Annotated in this window: 17 protein-coding genes; 10 read left to right on the top strand and 7 right to left on the bottom strand. The window is 34.7% G+C overall.

The window, feature by feature from the left end; all coding sequences use genetic code 11:
* The first annotated feature begins 616 nt into the window (after positions 1-616).
* The 5 genes from F3J23_RS19855 to F3J23_RS19835 all read left to right on the top strand — a co-directional run bounded on the left by F3J23_RS19855 (position 617) and on the right by F3J23_RS19835 (position 6,976).
* Entirely contained in the window at positions 617-1,783 is a 1,167-nt protein-coding gene (locus tag F3J23_RS19855) for a T9SS type A sorting domain-containing protein (protein WP_167032999.1), read from the top strand.
* A 127-nt stretch (positions 1,784-1,910) separates the two neighbouring features.
* Positions 1,911-4,562 (top strand): 4-alpha-glucanotransferase, encoded by a 2,652-nt coding sequence (locus F3J23_RS19850; RefSeq protein WP_167032997.1) that lies wholly within the window; start codon positions 1,911-1,913, stop codon positions 4,560-4,562.
* Between the two features lie 139 nt (positions 4,563-4,701).
* Entirely contained in the window at positions 4,702-5,712 is a 1,011-nt protein-coding gene (locus F3J23_RS19845) for a hypothetical protein (RefSeq protein WP_167032995.1), read from the top strand.
* Positions 5,713-5,892: 180 nt separating this feature from the next.
* Positions 5,893-6,339, top strand: a complete 447-nt coding sequence (locus tag F3J23_RS19840) for a hypothetical protein (protein ID WP_167032993.1) — start codon at positions 5,893-5,895, stop codon at positions 6,337-6,339.
* 127 nt (positions 6,340-6,466) lie between these two features.
* Complete coding sequence (locus F3J23_RS19835; RefSeq protein WP_167032992.1) at positions 6,467-6,976, top strand: ferritin; 510 nt, start codon at positions 6,467-6,469, stop codon at positions 6,974-6,976.
* Positions 6,977-7,115: 139 nt separating this feature from the next.
* Here F3J23_RS19835 and F3J23_RS19830 read toward each other — a convergent pair whose 3' ends face one another.
* Both F3J23_RS19830 and F3J23_RS19825 read right to left on the bottom strand, forming a co-directional pair.
* The gene (locus F3J23_RS19830) at positions 7,116-7,331 is read right to left on the bottom strand and encodes a hypothetical protein (protein WP_167032990.1); all 216 of its coding nucleotides are present in this window, start codon (positions 7,329-7,331) and stop codon (positions 7,116-7,118) included.
* Between the two features lie 158 nt (positions 7,332-7,489).
* Positions 7,490-10,630: a UvrD-helicase domain-containing protein gene (locus F3J23_RS19825; RefSeq protein WP_167032988.1), complete on the bottom strand. Its 3,141-nt coding sequence runs from the start codon at positions 10,628-10,630 to the stop codon at positions 7,490-7,492.
* Positions 10,631-10,812: 182 nt separating this feature from the next.
* On the opposite strand from F3J23_RS19825, the gene F3J23_RS19820 reads away from it, so the two are divergent.
* The 4 genes from F3J23_RS19820 (at position 10,813) to F3J23_RS19805 (ending at position 14,020) form a co-directional block, all read left to right on the top strand.
* Positions 10,813-11,559 carry a hypothetical protein gene (locus F3J23_RS19820; protein WP_167032986.1) on the top strand — a complete coding sequence of 249 codons (747 nt, stop codon included), beginning with the start codon at positions 10,813-10,815 and terminating at the stop codon, positions 11,557-11,559.
* The gene (locus F3J23_RS19815; protein WP_167032984.1) at positions 11,560-12,378 is read left to right on the top strand and encodes a hypothetical protein; all 819 of its coding nucleotides are present in this window, start codon (positions 11,560-11,562) and stop codon (positions 12,376-12,378) included.
* A 71-nt stretch (positions 12,379-12,449) separates the two neighbouring features.
* A complete protein-coding gene (locus F3J23_RS19810; RefSeq protein ID WP_194303877.1) occupies positions 12,450-13,202 on the top strand; it encodes a carboxypeptidase regulatory-like domain-containing protein in 753 nt (250 codons plus the stop codon).
* An 83-nt stretch (positions 13,203-13,285) separates the two neighbouring features.
* Positions 13,286-14,020, top strand: coding sequence for an SIMPL domain-containing protein (locus F3J23_RS19805; RefSeq protein ID WP_167032982.1), 735 nt, complete (start codon positions 13,286-13,288; stop codon positions 14,018-14,020).
* 73 nt (positions 14,021-14,093) lie between these two features.
* On the opposite strand, the gene F3J23_RS19800 is transcribed toward F3J23_RS19805, so the two are convergent.
* From F3J23_RS19800 to F3J23_RS19780, 5 genes are read right to left on the bottom strand one after another with little or no spacing between them, the layout of a single operon-like run.
* Complete coding sequence (locus F3J23_RS19800; protein WP_167032980.1) at positions 14,094-14,606, bottom strand: GNAT family N-acetyltransferase; 513 nt, start codon at positions 14,604-14,606, stop codon at positions 14,094-14,096.
* Positions 14,607-14,609: 3 nt separating this feature from the next.
* Positions 14,610-14,831 carry a PspC family transcriptional regulator gene (locus F3J23_RS19795; protein ID WP_167032978.1) on the bottom strand — a complete coding sequence of 74 codons (222 nt, stop codon included), beginning with the start codon at positions 14,829-14,831 and terminating at the stop codon, positions 14,610-14,612.
* Between the two features lies 1 nt (position 14,832).
* Positions 14,833-16,095, bottom strand: coding sequence for a DUF2851 family protein (locus tag F3J23_RS19790; protein ID WP_167032976.1), 1,263 nt, complete (start codon positions 16,093-16,095; stop codon positions 14,833-14,835).
* A 27-nt stretch (positions 16,096-16,122) separates the two neighbouring features.
* On the bottom strand, positions 16,123-17,271 hold the full coding sequence (gene bshA, locus F3J23_RS19785) for an N-acetyl-alpha-D-glucosaminyl L-malate synthase BshA (RefSeq protein WP_167032974.1): 1,149 nt from the start codon (positions 17,269-17,271) through the stop codon (positions 16,123-16,125).
* Between the two features lie 25 nt (positions 17,272-17,296).
* Complete coding sequence (locus F3J23_RS19780) at positions 17,297-18,997, bottom strand: glycoside hydrolase family 3 protein (RefSeq protein WP_167032972.1); 1,701 nt, start codon at positions 18,995-18,997, stop codon at positions 17,297-17,299.
* Positions 18,998-19,112: 115 nt separating this feature from the next.
* Here F3J23_RS19780 and F3J23_RS19775 point away from each other — a divergent pair, with 115 nt between their 5' ends.
* Entirely contained in the window at positions 19,113-19,658 is a 546-nt protein-coding gene (locus tag F3J23_RS19775; protein ID WP_167032970.1) for a hypothetical protein, read from the top strand.
* Positions 19,659-19,684 lie beyond the last annotated feature (26 nt).

The raw sequence follows: 19,684 nt of genomic DNA, 5'->3' as shown, positions 1-19,684 counted from the left end.
ATTCTATCCCCATCGGTACAGTTCCTTTTTTATTATGAACTACTTTTGTAAGTATTATAAGAATCTGTAATCCCTTCTTACCGTATTTGTCATCCTGTAAGGATCTAAACAATAAGGAAAAATAGAATACTTCTTATTTTAAATCATATATTAAACATTGATGAGATAATATTTATGGATAACCCTGGCTAGATTCCTACGGAATGACAAAGACTAGGGAGTAAAGCAAACGACTATATCATACAAATGTTTGTGGTTCATTAGAAACCACTTTTTTATTCATATCCTTTTTATCATATATATGTTGCTTCGTATCATTACTTTTGTTTGTCTTACCGTATTTGTCATCCTGTCAGGATCTCAACAATAAGGAAAAATAGAATACCTCTTATTTTAAATTATATATTAAACATTGATGAGATAATATTTATGGATAACACTGGCTAGATTCCTGCAGAATATAAAGACCTTTAAAGTTTTAATAAACTGGCTATCTCAAATTGATGTAATCAGCTATTGTCGGTGAAGTAATAATTATCATAATTTTTATTTTTTAATTTGAAAATTATGTAACTTAGTCATATTAAAACAATTACAAATCAGAAAATTATTTATTATGAAAAAACATTTATTCCCTTTATTCTTACTGCTGTTTGGTGTGAATGCACAGGCTCAGCAAGACTTTTTTGCCATTACAGGAAAAGAAACGCAAAGTATAACGTTTAATGATTTCCGGGCAATTGATGCTGTTACCGGCACTTCCGGAGAGAAAATTTTGACCGCTGATTCTTCAGTAAAGGTTTTTTCACAAAATAGGAAAGGTGTTATTGCAGAAGACCGCAATTCTCTCAGTAATTCTCAGGCTGTAACTATGGCTGCACTGGCTTATGATTCATCTCATAATACCCTGGTTTATATGCCTATGTTTTCTTCCAATATCTATGTTTTAAATCCTCAGACAAAAGAAATTACTTTAGTAGAAAATAATGTAGCAAGAGTAACTTCATGTGATATCAATTCTCATATAACAAGGATGACTACAGGATACAATGGAAATATCTATGCTGTAAACAATTCAGGGACACAATTTTTGGAGATCAGTAAAAAAGGCGGGCAATATGTTGTTAATGATCTTGGCATTATTAAAGACGATGCATCGAACAGAAAAAATTCATTTACCGCTATTGAAACAGGTTTTGGTGGAGACATGATTGCAGATGCGGAACATAATTTTTACATTTTTGCTGCTTCAGGAAATGTTTTTAAAATTCTTACAAAAGACTTGAAAGCAAAATATATTGGAAAAATTGCCGGAATTCCGGATAATTATTCTGTAAACGGCTCTGCTGTCAACGGCCAGGGAAAAGTTGTTATTGGAACTGCAAAAGGAGGTTCAATGTATGAAGTTGATCTGACTACTTTACAGGCCAGAGAGCTTCCGGGAGAAAAAGGACTGCATATTTATGATCTTGCGAGTAAGTATTTTGTAAATGACAGAGCTTCTTCAGTAAACACAGGGGCTAATCTGGATATTTATCCAACAAGAGTTGATGAACATTATATCAATGTAAATGTGAACAACAAAAGTGTTAAAGGAAATATTAAACTGAATGTTTTTGATATGTCTGGTAAAAGTGTAATGAATCAGAACTTATCTGTTAAGGACGGTTCGCTGGATCAGAAAATTGATCTGAAATCTCTTGTCAACGGAGCTTATATTGTAAGTATTGCTGATGAATCAGGAAAAGTAATACTAAGCAAAAAGATTCTTGTGACCAAATGATTAATCCCTTATAAATGAGCATATAAAGACCTTTTCAAATCAGTTTGAGAAGGTTTTTTAATGATTATTTGATATTCAATAAGTTTTATTTTTCGATATTAAAATGTACTTTTATAAAAAAATATAGATGAAGCTATACTTTAATGTAGGATATATTGTAAAAGCCGGAGAGAATCTGCAGCTGGTAATTGGTGAAGAAGGTAGTGCTCCTCATATCCATACTATGTTTTATGCAGAAAATGGCCTGTGGAAATGTGAAGTTGATTATTTTTCGAAATCCATTTCTTATCAATATCGCGTTGCAGATGAAAAAGGAAATGTTCTGAGAACAGAATTTGTTCTGCATCATCTTAGTTTTCCCCATAATTATAAAGAGTTTATTATTTTTGATGAGTGGAATAATAAAAATTTTCCAGAGAATTATTTAAACAACAAGATTCTTTATAACAAGCTTCACGGATTTGTCCCTGAAAAGATCACCATCTTAAAAAAGCATACTCATTTATTCAGAATTGAAGCTCCTATTTATAATCCGGATTGGAGAGTGGTTTTATTTGGTAATACGGCTTCTCTGGGAAACTGGAGTTATGAAAAGGCAATCCATTTAAATCAGACAGATTTTGGAATGTGGGAAGTTTCGGTTGAAATTCCGGAGAACGAATTTATCCAGTTCAAGTACTGCCTTTATGATATAAAAGAGAAAAGAGTTATAGATGTTGAAACCGGAGAAAATCGGTTTACAGTAACCAATCCTTTACCAGATGTTCTGCAGATTGTTTCTAATCATTATTTTAGATTTAAAGGATATCAGATGTATCATGATGCCGGAGTTGCAGTTCCTGTATTTTCTTTGAGAAGCGAAGACGGATTTGGTGTGGGAGAATTTGCTGACATTAAGAAACTTGCTGACTGGACACAAGATACTCAACTTGGTATTATTCAAATCCTTCCCATCAATGATACAACGGCAAACTATTCCTGGACAGACTCCTATCCTTACGCAGCAGTATCTGTTTATGCCCTGCATCCGCAATATATTTCATTGGAAAAACTTGATTATTCTTTACCGAAAGAATTAGTTAAAGAGTATTTGGCTGAAAAAGAAGGTTTAAATGCTCTGGATCTGATTGACTATGAAAAAATGATTGCCGGAAAATGGAAATATTTGAAAGCCGTTTTCAATGCAGAAAAAGATAAAATCTATAAAGACCGTAACTTTAAGAAGTTTATTAAAGATAATGAATATTGGCTGGTTCCATATTCTGCATTCTGTGTTTTAAGAGATAAATATAAGACACCTAACTTCAACGACTGGAAAACCCATAAAAAATATATTGCAGGAAAGATATCACAGTTCTTTACAACAAAAAGCAAAGATTATGATCTTTCAATGCTTCATGCTTGGGTGCAATATCAACTTCACCTTCAACTGAAAGATGCCGTTGATTATACCCATAGTCTTGGGGTTTCTTTAAAAGGAGATCTGCCCATCGGAATTTACAGATATTCTGTAGAAGCATGGACAGAGCCTGAATTATTCGGGATGGATTTCCAAGCTGGAGCACCCCCTGATCAGTTTACAGAACTCGGGCAGAACTGGGAATTCCCAACTTACAATTGGGAAGCTATGAAAGATGATGATTACAGATGGTGGAAAAACAGATTCAAAGCGTTAGAACAATACTTTGATGCCATGAGAATCGATCATATCTTAGGCTTCTTCAGAATATGGAGAATGCCGATTTCTGCCGTACAGGGAATTTTAGGGTACTTTTATCCTGCTGTTCCTATTGTAGCTGATGAATTTAAGGCATGGCAGATTCCTTTTAATTTTGACAGGTATTGCAAACCTTTCATCAATAAGCAGATCTTATGGGAATATTTCGGAGCAGAAAGTGGAAAAGCGCTTGAGTTTATGGATCATAATGAAGACGGAACTTATTCATTTAAAAAAGAATTTGATACCCAAAGGAAACTGGTAGAATTCTTTAAAAAGAATCCACGTGGTCCGCTGGAAGAGCAATTGATTTCCCTTTGTGCCAATGTTTTATTTTTAACAGAAGAAAGAAACGGAAAAACAGTTTATCATCCAAGATTTAATGTATACAATACAGAATCTTATAAATATCTGACAGAGCTTGAACAAAAAAGTATCTATGATTTGTACCACGATTATTTCTTCAGAAGACAAGATCATTTGTGGTATGAAAAAGCCATGGAAAAACTCCCTGTCATTTTAAATGCAACAAAAATGCTGATCTGTGGAGAAGATCTGGGTATGGTTCCTGCATGTGTACCGGTTGTAATGGATGAATTAGCGATCATAGCATTGAAAGTTCAACGTATGCCTTCTGAGAACATTCCATTCTATAACCCTAAAAATGCCAGTTATATGAATGTGGTTACCGCTTCTTCGCATGATAGCTCTACATTGAGGCAGTGGTGGAAAGAAGATCCGGCTCTTACACAAAGATATTTTAATCAGCAGCTCGTACAATACGGAAAAGCACCGGAGAATCTTGAACCCCACCTTGCGGAGATCATTATGAAGCAGCATCTGTATAACGAAGCAATGTTAGCCATTTTCCCTATTCAGGAATTTCTGGCAACAGATGCAGATTTAGCTAATAAAAATATAGACAATGAAAGGATTAATAATCCTGCAGTTTTTCCACACTATTGGCGTTATAGAATGCATATAAAGCTGGAAGATCTAAAAGAAAAGAAGATTTTCAATAAAAAAATTGCTAGCTGGATAAAAGATAGTGGAAGAGTGTAAATTTAACACTTGATTATCAGGTGGTTAATGATATTTTAAAAGAAGTTTGATCTTAGGATTTAACTTCTTTTTTTTATTTATATCAAAGAAGTAGAATTGAGATATTCTGCTATATATTAACCAATTAACGACTATAGAGATGAAAAATATATTTTTGGGATTAGCTTTTGGGTTAGGCGTTTTAACGTCTGCTCAGCAATATCCAAATAATGGCTGGGGAGATGATGGTTATAATCAGAATGGGAACGGCTATTACAGCGATGAAGATGACAGAAATTATTTCCCTGATGATTATTATTACAACTATCCTCAGGATTATTATCCTCAAGATTATTATCAGAGCTATTATAACGACTATAGAAACAGTATTATAAATATCAACTGGAATGGCTTTTTCGTACAAAACAGACTAAGCCCCTGGCAGATAGACCAGATCATGAGACTTAATAATCTGTATGCAAGTTTTACAACTTGGAATAATTTTTACAGATACAATCCGGACAGATGGTATTATGATAGATTTTATGCGCTGCAAAGAATTATGGGACCAAGAGTGTTTGTAATTTTCCAGAATGATTTTTACAGAGGTTCCAGCCCAATTGTATATTTCCAGAATTACAGAAGAACATACTATGTACCTAGATATGCTGTAATGCCAAGATATAGAAATATCAATATCAATATTTACAGGGTAGACAGAACAAGATTCCGTAGAGTGGATAATCCTACCTTTGATATTATCAGAAGAGATAGCAGAGCGGACAACGGGTTCAGGAATACAAGAACGAATAGTAATTCCGGAGGATTCCGCGGGCAGAATGATAATTCCGGCTTCCGAAATAGCAATGAAGGAGTAAGAAATAATACAGGAGGGTTCAGAAACAATTCCGATAATGGCGGTTTCAGAGGAAATACAGATAATAATGGTGGCTTCAGAAATAGCAATGGAGGAGGTTTCAGAGGAAATGGAAATAGTAACGGAGGCTTCAGAGGAAATAATGAAGCAAGAAGAGAAACTCCAAAAAGAGAAGAAAATAGCGGTTTCAGAGGAAATAGCGGAGGGTTCAGACAAAGATCGGAAAGCTCTGCTCCAAGACAGGAAAGCCGTGGCGGTGGAGGAGGCTTCAGAGGGAGCTTAGTAAAAAATTAATTTTCATATATTATATTTAAGTGGTGTGAAGGACAGGTTTTTATAATCTGTCCTTTTTTTTGCATTTACTTGATTTATTTTTGTTAAAATTTAACATTATTTATGAATTTGTTAATTTAACCTATGTTTTAATTGATAATCAAAAAGGTATAAATAACAATTAATTAAAATTTTAAAGAAATGAAAAAATTAGTTTTAGCAATAGCATTGATCGGGATGGGAAGTTTTGCAATGGCACAACAGACAACTCCACAAGACAGACAGGCAAGAGCTGCGGATATGAAACAGAGAATGGATCAGAAACAGCAGGAGCGTTTAGACCAAATGCAAAAAGATCTTAACCTTAATCAGGCGCAGGTAGCGAAAATTAAAGCACTTCAGGATCAAAGAAGAGCAGAAATGAAAGCTGAGTTTGAAAAAAATAAAATGGACAGACAAACCAGAATGCAGGAAATGATGGCCAAAAAAACACAGATGGATGCTGATATGAAGAATATTCTTACCCCTGAACAATATGATAAATGGCAGGCTGACAGAAAAGCAAAAGCAGAGAAGATGAGAATGGCAATGAAGGAAAGAAAAATGATGAAAAAGCCGATGAATACAGGAGCTGCTGATGTAAAATAACAGCTTGTAATTTTGTTTTTTTAATGTATAAAGGATGGATGCTTTTCCATCCTTTTTGTATTAATTTTCCGTAAAACTTTTGATTTCGGGCATTTATTCCCTATTTTTGACTATAAATTTAATACTTATGGTTAGCGAAAAAATTGCAAAATTAATTAACGAACAAATTGCCCACGAACAATACGCTGCTCAATATTATCTTTCAATGTCTGCATGGTTTTCCGGAAAAGATCTGGATGGTATTGCCAACTATTTCAGAGTACAAAGCAAAGAAGAATTGATGCATGCGGATAAAATGTTTGATTATTTGAATGATGTAGGCGGGGAAATTATCATTGGAGAAATTCCAAAACCTCCACATGAGTTCGAAACTGCAACAGATATTTTCGAAAAAGCATTGGCACATGAGAAAGTAGTAACTAAAAGTATTTTCAATATTGTAAAGAATGCTAACGAAGAAGGAGATTTTGCAACAACATCATTCCTGCAATGGTTCATCAACGAGCAGGTAGAAGAAGAAGCAAGCGCTTCTCAGTATGTGACTAAGATCAAAATGGTATGTGATAACCCATCTGCGTTGTATCTTTTTGATCAGGAATTGTCTCAGAGAGTTTTTACTCCTGATGCCAATGCATAAAACTGAAAAATTTCAAGAATATAAAAACCGCTGTCCGGCAGGATAGTGGTTTTTTTATAGGTGTTGGACGACATCCTGTAAAGCTCCCGCCAGGGTTTCGGCAAAAACTTATTTCTTATAACGAATAGCTCAATAAGAGTTATTTTTTTCTCTGTAATCTAACCGCAGTAATAAAAACGATAGCACCCGACATAATACTTAAAAAGAAAGACTTTACAATGTTTTCTGTAAGCATATAGGAATGCTTTTCTTCAGGTACAGGCGGATCTATACAATCGGCAATATTGTATACGATAATTGCGGAGAATATCATTGCAACTATACTGATAATAAAGGAAATAAAATATATTTTCATGGTTATAACAATAAATGAAGCCGCCTTATTTATTTTTAGTCAAAATAACTGATAAAACAAGATTATTTAAACTGAATAAAAATAATAAAACCTTTTATATTTTGATCAATTTTTATCAAAATTATATAGTAACCTTTTGAAAATGTATAATTGGTGATTTATAGGTAAATGATCTGTGTTTTAAGTACCTTTTTGCCTAAGCTTTCCAGAATATTTTTATAACCCTCCACCTGTGCTTCATCTTTTGTTTTCTGTTCGCCGGTTTTGAAGTCAACGATGATATAGCCTTCATCACTCTTTAAGATTCGGTCAGGCCTTGAAATATAACTTTCGCCGTTCACAGAAATCATAATGTCCTTTTCATTGATTACTTCCCATTTTTCATCAAAAAATTCAGCATAAGTCCTTACGATCTCCTGTAACGTTGCCTGTATTTCATTTTTTTCTTCCAGTGTTATCTGCCCTTCCAGTGCATACCCTTCCAATACTTTGTTGATATCTTTTTCTGTATTAATCTTCGATAAAAGCTCGTGAACGAATAGCCCGATCCTTACTTTCTCATTCCTTACCTGATAATTCTTGGACGGAGTAGCGATCTTTATGGATGTGCTTTTTTCATTGACATTTTTCAAGTCCTGAATATTCTGTGTCTTAAAAGATGAGCTTTTATCTTTGGAATGCTTTTTCAGCATCTCAGGATTTATCTCATACAGGTCAAATGCATCAGCGCCTTCCGTATTTTTAGTTTGGATGAATTCCAGCAATTCAAGATTATTAGAAGTTTTATTAGCCTTCTGAATATAGAAGAATAACTGTTCAACAGGCCGCGTCGTTGCTACATATTGCAGACACAATCTGTCGATCAGATTTTTATAAGCATTTTTACTGTTAAAGAAGAGGATCTCATCATCATAAACTTCCAGATTTTTACTGAACTGATTAATATTGACAGATTTTAATGCTTCATTTTCGTTAGTATCAAACCAGTTGGTGAATTCACTGTCCCGGTTTTTATTCATCATGGGAATAAAAACAATGGGAAATTCGAGACCTTTAGATTTGTGGATCGTCATGATCTGAATGGCATCAATATTTTCCGAAGCCTGAATAGTATAAGAAGAGGCTTCTTCATCCCAATATTTGAGAAACTCTTTGGTACTGGCCCCCGCATTTTGTGTAAAGTTGAAAAGCATCTCCAGAAAGTTGAGTAAAAAATCCGTTTCCTTGTGGTCTACAGAAAATTCGTTGATATAGTATTCAATAAAATTGTAAAGATTGAATCTCGGAAAATTATCCTGTTTAAGCTGCAGTGAATATTTCTGTTGAATAAACTGAAGAATCTCTTCATGTCCTTCAATCTCCAGAATTTCTTTCATCCCTAAAGTAAAATCCGGCATGTTGATTTTTCCAAGCGTATTTAGATGATACATCATCATGATCAGGCATGGCTTATTCTTGGGATTAATCTCCCATCTCAGGAATTCAATAACAGCTTTTAAAGTATTGGAAAGTTCCAGTGTAAGACCTTTATCGGAAATCGTTTTGATATTGGTTTCCTCCCCAAGATAGTTGACCTTTAAAGCCCCTAGCTTTTGAGAGTAGCTGAAAATATCAAAGTTTCCTCGGCAAAGGATAGTAATGTCGGAAAATTTAAAACCATTATTCAGGCATTCCTGAATGTCTTTCCGCATGCTCTCGGAAGTATCATCATAAAAATTTTCATTGGTAAGGTTTTCAATCAGGTTCACTTTTACCCTGCCATCAATTTTTGATTTCGGATTTTGTTCAGCATCTGCTCCGAAAATATTTTTGTGCTCTTCCAGTAATCCTTCAGAATGGTAGCGGTAAAGTTCGTTATTGAAATGTACAATGTTTCGGGCACTTCTCCAGTTGTCTTTTAAAACAAGAAGATCGGCTTCCTTTGGAGAAAACTCTTTTTTGTTGATAATATCCAGCATCAGCTTGCTTTCTCCACCACGGAACCTGTATATACTCTGTTTAGGGTCACCAACTAATGTAAATGATGTGTTTTCCGAGGAAACACTATGATCTCTCAAAGGAACAAAATTTTGCCACTGCAATTCCGAGGTGTCCTGAAACTCATCAAAGAAATAATGCTGAAACTGTGATCCCACCTTTTCATAAATAAAAGCAGAAGGTTCGTTTCTGAGGTTTTCATTGATCAGGATATTAAATTTTGAAAGAAGAACAAGATCATTCTCTTCCTCAATTTTTCTAAGCTCATCCTGAATATCTTTGTTTACCTTTAAAGGCAGAAGAGCAGATAAAACCTTCTCTTTCTTTTGTGTTTCAATATACAAAAGAATCAGTTTCATTCTGTTTTCAAGAAGCTGATCAAGAATTTCAAAAATATCGGTTTCTTTATGCTTTGATTTTGAAGAAGCTCCTTTTCTGTAGTTGTTGATCACAGAGTCTTCCAAAGTCGTGGGAAAAGGAAAACCGGATCTTTTCTGCTGGTAAAAGTCAATAACTTTAGTGAAAAAGCCTCCGATCCCGTTTTTACCCTGGGCAAAATCTTCAATTTCAATACTTCTTGATTGGAATAACTCAACAGATTGTGCTGCAAGTTCTGCAGACTGCTTTTTATTAAGAACAATCTCTTTACGGAGCGTATTTTTTATATTTTCATAATTGGTATCGTCAAAGCTCTTATTGCTTTTCAGATGTTCATAGTGGATATCTTTTACAAATTCCTTTGCAGAATCATAAAGGTTTTTATTAAGATTGATTCTTTCATTATTTTCAAGGCTGTAATCCACATAATCCATGAAAGAATTGGAGATTGTTTCATTCTCACCGATCTGATCCAGCATTTTGTCAACAGCCTCTATCAGGAAAGGTTCCGCTTCAATCTCAAGATTAAAGTTTTTTGCAAGTCCCAGCTCATAAGAAAAGCTTCTTACCAGCCTGGAATTAAAACGGTCAATGGTTCCTATATTCAGTGTGGAATAATTGTGGAGAATATAATCCAGTAGTTTTTTAGAACGATGATGCAGCTCATCGATCGTAATCTTCAAACCTTGCTCTTCAAATGCTTTCTGGATATTTTTAAGATCGGTATTCTCAGCAAAATTACTTGTGGAAAAATTGCCCAGCCAGGATAGAATTCTTTCCTTCATCTCGTTAGCGGCCTTATTGGTGAATGTCAATGCGAGAATATTTCGGATAGACTGCTGCTGATTAGGATACCGGAGACAGATCATCAGAAGTCTCTGAACCAGGGCATATGTTTTCCCGGATCCAGCAGATGCATTGATGACTGTGTAAGAATTTTGCATTGTAAAAAGAGAATTGAGACTGCAAGTTAGCTAAAATTTAAAAGAAACTTTAACAATTTGATCCGGCTATTTAACAGTTTATATGGCAAAAACTAAAAAGAAATATTAAAAGGCGTTAAGTGTGGTTAAACTTATGGTATAATTTAAAAATAATTTTAGATTTGCTTTATAAAAAATAGCCTGTGAAACTTAAACTATTCTTTTTTCTATCCTTTATTTTTTTTATCCATGCTCATGCTCAAAGTTATATTTTTGGTAAGATTACAACAGAAGATGGTACTGAAATGCAAGATGTCAACGTGATCAATATACGTACCGACGAAATGGTTATTTCTAATAGAGACGGGCACTTCATGATTTCAGGGAAAGCAGGAGATGAACTGCGTTTTGTAAAACCGGGTTATGAACGTGTGACGAAGAAAGTTTCCCAGGAAAATACTCAGTCTCCGATGAATGTTATCCTTGCAAGACAAACCATTCAGATTCCTGAAGTGGAAGTGAAACAAGGGCTTACCGGGAATTTAAAGATAGATTCAAAGCTTTACAATAAACCTAAAAAAGTTGAAAAGCTGACCAAAGAAATTGATCAGTATATCGCTCAGAAATCTGATCCGAGAATACTGGCGGCTAGACCGGGTGAATTTGTGCAGCCAAAAGGTCAGGGATTTTCTATCGGGAAAGTTAAAGACAAATGGGATGACGTTGATTTGATGAAATATATCAGAGCAAGCCTTGGTGATGATTATTTTACTAATCTTAAAATAGAAAAACCACTGATAGACCATTTTATTTATTATGTTTTTGCAGGAGGTTTCGAAAGGAAAAAGATTTTGAAATACGGATTTTGCAGTGATGCTGATCTTAACAGATTCCAACGATTTGTGCTGACGAGAATTTCATCCTATCGTGCTCCACAAACTCAAAGATAAATGGAGACAGGATATATTGAGAAAAGTCTGTTTCTTGTACTTTTTTGCATTGCTTCAGCATTATGGGCTCAGCAAAAATTATCAGGAAGGATTATTACAGGTAACGAAATGGATGTAACTCCCGTGCTTGTTGTTAACATATCGAGTAATAAAAGTATGCTAAGTGATATGGCCGGGAAGTTTGAGATTGAAGCAAAAGAAAATGATGAGATCAGATTTGTTAAAGAAGGATATTATCGTGTTGATAAAAAAATTACCGGAGAAGATTTGAATTCTCCTTTAAATATAATTTTGAAAAGAATGGAAATTCAGATTCCTGAGGTTAAAATAAAGTATAACCCAACAGGGAATCTTGCAAAAGATAATCAGCATTTGAATGAATCCAGGAAGCTTCAGTCATTAAGATCTGATCTGGAGAATTATATGAAAAGTCCCCTTAATGAGGCTTTGCCAAATAATACCATATCAAAAACATTTACAGGGCATGATTTTAATGCAGGGCAGGTAGATCTGTTTGGTGTATTTAATGCTGTATCTGGTTTAGTAAAGAAAGCGACAAAGCCTAAAATTACCAAAGCTAATTACAATGAGACACAAGATTTCCTTAAGAGGATTAAAAATGAAATCAGTCTGAATTTTCTGAAAAAATATGGTATGGGAGAAGAACAGATTGATGCATTTCTTCTGTACGCTGATAAAACCCGCTCGCTGGCGAAAAGATATCGGAAGGATTTTCAAATAGATATTGTAGAATATGAGCTTAAAATAGCATTCGGAGAATATAGTAAAACGAATAAACTGGAAGGAACTAAAGAATAATTTTTATAAAGTTGAATTATTTCACTAAAAATATTGGAGTATCCAGGCAGAGAAAAATCTTTCTTTTTCTTATGCTTCTTTGCTGTACTTTTATTTTCTCCCAGCAGACGGTGATGGGACGAGTAGTGGATGAAGGGGGTGAGAATTTAAGTAAAGTAATTGTTATCAACATGTCTACTGACAAAAAAGTATATTCTGATGCTGAAGGAATATTTTCTATTGAGGCTAATCCTAATGATGAACTAAGATTCGTGAAAGAAGATTTCAATAGAACATCCAGAAGAGTTCTTACTAATGGCGTTAATTCTCCCTTATTTGTTACTCTTTACCAGATCCCGAAAGATGTGGGGGAAGTAAAGATCGTTAAAAAGCTCACAGGAGATCTTGAGCAGGATTCCCGTATCGTTGCTAAAGTAGATAAAGGAGAACAGGTAAGAGATGCCGTAGGGCTCCCGCAGCCAGTAGGAAAGATGAGAGAAAAGCCGGCAGAGGTGAAAAGTGTTCTTTTGCCAATCCTTTTAGGGAGTCTTGATGTTCAGGGGCTTTATGACCTTATCAGTGGTAAAGCAAAACGGCAGAAGAGACAATACAAATATGATGATCTTCAGGAACATATTGCCTGGATCCGGGATCGGGTGGATGATGAATACTTTGTTAAAGCAGGAATCCCGGCAGATAGAATTTCAGAATTTATTCAGTTTTCCTTTTTAGCAAAACCTCACGTGCGCACTTTTGTGAAAGCCAGAAATTTACCTGGAGTCATGTTGAGGCTTGAAGAGACGGTACCTTTATTTTTAGAAAGATTAAAACAGGATCAGAAATAATTTGATATGTTAAAAAAATCATAAAATATTGGAATGGAAATTGATGCATTTGTATGGTAAACAATCAAATCCACAAATTTTTTATGAATAAAAATATTATTGCAGTTGCTGTAGGAGCTTTAGGTTTTGTACTTGGACTCGGGTTTCTGGGAAACGCAATCAAGAACAGAAACAAATCTGAAAATACGATTTCAGTAACGGGTCTTGGAATTAAACAATTTACATCAGATCTGATTACCTGGTCTGGAAGCTTTTCCAAAAATAACATCGATCTGAAATCAGCGTATGACGCACTGGCGACAGACAGAAAAGTGATTAATGATTATCTGCTTTCAAAAGGAATCAAGCAAAGTGAAATTGTATTCTCTTCGGTAGATATTCAGAAACAGTTCAGAAGTTATAATGATTCCAACGGAAATTATGTACAGGGAGAATTCTCAGGGTACAATCTGACCCAAAAGGTTTCCATTGAAAGCAAAGAAGTGGCTAAAATTGAGAATCTTTCCAGAAATATCACAGAAATTATTAATCGAGGAATTGAATTCACATCTTCCTCACCAGCTTACTTTTATACAAAATTGGCTACTGTAAAACAGGAAATGATTGCAAGTGCTACAAAAGATGCGAAAGAACGTGCCGAAAAAATTGCAGAAAACTCAGGAAGCAGTCTGGGAAATCTTAAAAAGGCCACGATGGGAGTCATCCAGATCACAGCACCTAATTCTAATGAAGATTATTCTTATGGAGGAACTTTCAATACATCTTCCAAAGAAAAAGAAGCCAGCATTACCATAAAACTGGAGTATGAAGTAAACTAAGGATATTTATCTCGAAAATATTCTGTCAAATAAAAATGAAAAGCGCCGGAGAACTATTCCGGCGCTTATATTTTTAAGGATAAATAATATCACAAATTTCTTTTTTTATTTCCTCTACATTTTCAGGAGTATAATTGGCCAGTAACCATAAATTAAGTGATTTTTTCCCTTCACCATAGCTTGGCTGGATATAGGTGGTATCAATCAGGCTGAAATTATTTCTCTGGTAAAAAGAATAACGTCTGGCAGCATCATCACTCAGATCAGCAGGTTCAATTTCTAAAATAACATGAGGGTAATTTTCTGACAAATGACGGATAATATGTGACCCCAGCTTCTTGCTTCTGAAGGCTTCAAATACTTCAAAATGTTCCACAAAAACAAAAGAGCTCAGTTCCCACAAGATGAGGTATCCAATGGTTTCCGATTCATGAATTACAGACATGAATTTTACCTGCGGGTTTGAAAACAAGCTCACAAACTGTTCTTTATCCCTTTGTTCGTCTACAGGAAAAGTGGTGGTGTAAGAAGCATAGATTTCCTGGGCTCTAAGGTCCTCAGGAGAAATAATCGGTAAAAATTCCATAATTTATAAGTCAAAGACACTAGGTCTTCTTGTAATGAAAATATCTTTGATCCAAATTGTAAATGCTAATCCCAAATAAATTAAAAAAAAGAAACCGGCAGTGGCAAAAGTAGAATAGATAAAGAAAATTCTTAGTTTAGAAACAGGAATTCCCAGCTTGGCACCCGTTCTTGTCAGTACACCAAACCATTCTCTTTCCATTTTATGACGGATATTACTCAGCATTTCAAGATTCTTTTAACAATTTAAATCCAATACTGCAAGTTAAGCAATTTTTTTCGTCACATGAATTTTTATGGTGGTAAATCATGCTCTGGCTTTCCAGCGCATTGGTAATTTCAAGTCCAAGTTTTTTCCAACCAGCCGTAATGGTATTTTTTTCAGGTGGAATTTTTTTGTAGAATTCTATAATTTCATCGGCAATTTCTTCGTTATGATATCTATGATAAGTATATTTTAAAGGAAGGATTGTATTTAAAATAATAAGATCTATGAATTCTTTACTTAAAGTTTTAGGCTGTACTTTTGAAATCGTTCCGAAATTAAAATGACAATCCCAATATTCAGATGCTTTTATGGGGGTGAAAATTTCGCAAAGCTGATCTGCATTTTCAGCATTCATGATCTTTGAAAATAAATTCTGATGACGGTGATAGAGATCGGCCAGCTGAGAAAGCCGGATTGTAGGGAAGTTGGAGGGTCTTAATCTTAAAAATTTAGGATGGAATTGTAAGTCGGAAATGGAAAACTTTGCTTTAAGAAATTCAAATTCTCTTTTCCATATTTTCATTTGCCCATCTTCCGGATGATTGAGCCAGCCTGAAATTCCGAATAATAAAGCTTCAAGCTGAAAAGGATTCTGGCGAATTTTATTAATCACAGAATAATCAATACTTTCTGCAATCTGTCTGAATAAATGTGCATTAACTTTCAAACCAAAAGAATAAGCCAGGCTGTGAAATAAAACTGCTTCGAAATTATTTTTGGACCGGGCTAAGCTATGTTCCAGCTCAGAAGATTTTTCTTCCAGTTTTTTCAAAATATTTCCTTCATGGAAGTTGACAGGAACTTTTTCTTTGTTAAAAATAGTCTCACAGGCGATAAACTCATTTCCATTAATAAACTTTTCGTACTTCCAAATAATATTTTCGTCAATGTAATCTTTTAGTTCTAGTGTCGGAACATTTTTTTTGGTGAGTTCACAGATTTCTACATCATGTTGAAAAACGACATGGAGAATGACATTATGATAATTGGGATTGTTAGAGTGATTGTGAAAGATCCAGTCTGAAGAACGAACATGAAGTTCTATATTTCCGGCCAGGAGCAAACCATTGTATTGGATTTGGGCATCCAGAAAATCAGGACCGGCATCTTTATTCCATTTCCCGAAGTGTATAATTTCGACGGAGTTTCCTCCAATATCCTTGAAGTTAAAATGTTTGAAAACTTTATAGTTCCAAAGATATTGAAGTAATTTTTCCGTCATAGTGTGACGATAAATATAATAGAAATATTATACTTTCGTCAGCTCCTTTTTAAAATTTTCTATGGTTGTTCTATACATTTTCTCATAGATAGGAAGAATATTTTTCAAATCGAACTTTATAGCCTGATCTTTCGCATTTTTCTTCATTTGAGTTAAAAGATCTTCATTGCTTAGTAATTTGATTGTGTAATTACTCATTGCTTCTACATTTCCAATCTCTGCCAGATATCCTGTTTCTCCCTGAATATTTACTTCCGGAATTCCACCCGCGTTGGAACTAATAACTGGAGTATAAGCTGCCATTGCCTCCAATGCTGCCAGACCGAAACTTTCCTGTTCCGAAGGAAGAAGAAATACATCCGAAAGCTGTAAGATTTTATAAAGATCATTCACTTTTCCTAAAAGACGGATTTTGGAAATAAGATCCGGATTTTCTTCAAGGAATTGATTGACTTTTTCCATATCCGGCCCTTCACCAATGATGATCAGTTTGGATTTTACTTTCTTTTCAACATTTTTAAAGATCTGAAGAACTTCATCCACACGCTTTACAGGACGAAGGTTAGATACATGGATCAGAATCTTTTCATCCGGATTCGCAAATTGAGTTCTCTGGCATTCCGAGCAGTCATCAAATTCAGAATTGTCTATAAAATTGGTAATAACCTGAATTTCTTTTTTGATATTGAAAAACTGTAGTGTATCTTTTTTCAGACTTTCAGAAACAGACGTAATCGCATCTGATTGATTGATTGAAAATTCTACTGCATGTTTATAACTCGGATGCTGGCCTACAAGAGTAATATCTGTACCATGTAATGTTGTAACAAGAGGAATATCATTATTGTCTTCCCGAAGCATCTGTTTTGCTGTAAAAGCAGCATATGCATATGGAATGGCATAATGCGCATGAAGTAAATCCAGTTTATAAAGATTAACAACCCTGTATATCATCGAGCTTAATGCAATATCATAAGGCTGATACTGGAAAAGCGGATAGGTCTGAACATTTACCCTATGAAAGAAGATGTTCGGGTTGGTGATGTCTAATCTTGCAGGAAGGGCAGAACTGATGAAATGTACTTCATATCCCTTATTGGCAAGAGACATTCCTAATTCTGTTGCTACAATTCCGCTTCCACCGTATGTTGGATAGCAAAGTATGCCTATTTTCATTAGATTATTGTTGTTTTGATGTTGTTTATTTGATAGTTGATGAGGTTGGATTAAGATCAATTCCCATTCCTGCTTTCAGCTGATCATTAACCAATACCGGAAGCTTACCCCATATTTTTGTTTTTCCGTTTAAAGCATCTGCCGTTGCGTTCATTGAATCATCATTGTTTTCATAAGAAACAAGAACCGTTGAAACTTTTGAAATATCAATATCCTTTAATGAATAAGCACTTCCGAATACATTAAGAATTACATTTTGATTTTTAGTAAGATCAGCAAGAACTTTCTTGGATTCTGTTGATATCTTATAAGGCTTATAAGCCGTTGAGTTATCCTTATGAAAACCTACTATAACTGTAGATCCTACCGGGATTGTATTGATTTCATTTGCTTTTTTGACTGTTACATTTGCTCCCAATCTGTTGGCAAAAGTCTGATAAGGGGCTTCTTCCAAAGGAATATAATAAACCGGTTTTCCGGAAAGTGGAAGCAGCTTTTTTTCGTCTTTCAGTAAAGTCAGAGCATTGGCATAAAGATTTTGAACCAATGCTGCATGAGTTTCATTATTCAGATCAGTAGTAATATTCTCTGGATTTTTAGGAGTATATTGGGTAAGACCGAGGAAATATTTTGTCAATAAAATCTTCTTTACACTTTCTTCCACTCTGGACTGGGGAATTTCTCCTTTGTCAATAGCTTTCTGGATCAGTTTTTTCCCTTCAGAAACTCCTTGTGAGAAAAGCATAATATCATTTCCTGCTTTAAAGGCCATTGCATCCAGTTCTCCCGGTTTGTATTTGTTGGCAACGGCACCCATATTTAATGCATCGGTAATAATCAAACCTTTATATCCCAGCTTATCTTTCAATAGGCCAGTAATAATGTTTTTAGAGACAGAGGCAGGAATTCCTTTTCCTGATTCTAAACTCGGCACATATAAATGAGCAACCATTACTCCGCCGATTCCCTTATTCATCAACGCTTTGAATGGTGCTAGTTCAATTGTATTAAGTCTGTCCATATTGTGGGAAACCACCGGAAGATCAAGATGTGAATCCGTACTGGTGTCACCATGCCCTGGGAAATGTTTGATGGCCGCTAATATATTATTATCCTGAAGACCATTAGAGTAAGATAGGGCAGAACTGATCACATTACTGACTTCAGAACCAAAGCTTCTGTTTCCTATAATTGGATTATTAGGATTGGTATTCACATCTACTACAGGTGCAAAATCCCAGTTAATTCCCATTCTGTGGCAGTCTTCTGCAATTTTAGCAGCCATTTGATACACAAGATTTTTATCCTGGATAGCTCCCAATGTCATTGCCCAGGGAAATTTATGAGCTGTGGCTATTCTCTGATACAATCCCCATTCCGCATCCATACCGATCATCAATGGAACTTTAGACTTCTGCTGAAACTCATTCACCAGGTTGATTTCTCTGGCTGCATCATCCTGCATTAAGATCAAACCACCGATTTTATCATTGGAAACAATATTTCTTATCTGGCTGATATAGTCTTCACCTTTATTCGTGTAAAGTGCAACAATAAAAAGCTGCCCTAGTTTTTCATCCTGAGAAAGGTTTTTATATGTTTTATCAACCCATTGCTGAGCCTTTTTTACATCTTCTTTAGATGCATTTTTTGGCTGATACTGGGCATTTACCTTAGGGCTTATGAATGCAGTAATAAAGAGTGAAGTATATAATAATTTCCTCATGACTTTTTGAATAAGAACAAAAATACAATTAAAAAAATGATGAAAACAAAGTTTTTGAAATTTTTGGTATATGATTTGAATACGCAATATAAATAATAACTAAACTTTTACAGAAATGAAAAAAATTCTTCCATTTATATTACTTGCCGGTATAGGTTTCTTAGCATACAGTTGTGACAGAAGTGATGATGTTGTAGTACAACAAGGTCAGGACACTTATTCAACAGCATACGATATTATCCCGAAATTTAATAAGCAGGATAGCTTTACATATCATTTTGACGATGCGTTCAAAAGTCCGTTACTTGAATCTGATGTAGTCCTTATTTATTTGCAGACAGGACTTACAACTAATGGTGCCCCAATTTGGAAACTGCTTACCTATACAGAATATCCTAATAACGGAGCTGATAAAGTTGAATATTCATATGACTTCAGCAAGGTTGATATCGGAATTGATGTAAGATCTACCAATGGTGTTAATTTAGATAATAACCCAAGCTATTATACAAATAAGAAATTCAGAGTAGTAATTGTTCCTGCCAAAACAGGTACATCTAATAAAAGTGCTACTGCATCTGCAGGAGTTGTTGATTATTCTGACTACAATAGTGTAATTAAATATTACAATATTGACGAGTCTAAAATCAAGACTAAATAATTTAGAAATATCTTTTCAGTTTTTTA

Origin of the sequence: Chryseobacterium sp. Tr-659, from assembly GCF_011752975.1 — a bacterium.
Classification (GTDB): Bacteria; Bacteroidota; Bacteroidia; order Flavobacteriales; family Weeksellaceae; genus Chryseobacterium.
This window is presented reverse-complemented; position numbering and strand designations above follow the sequence as displayed.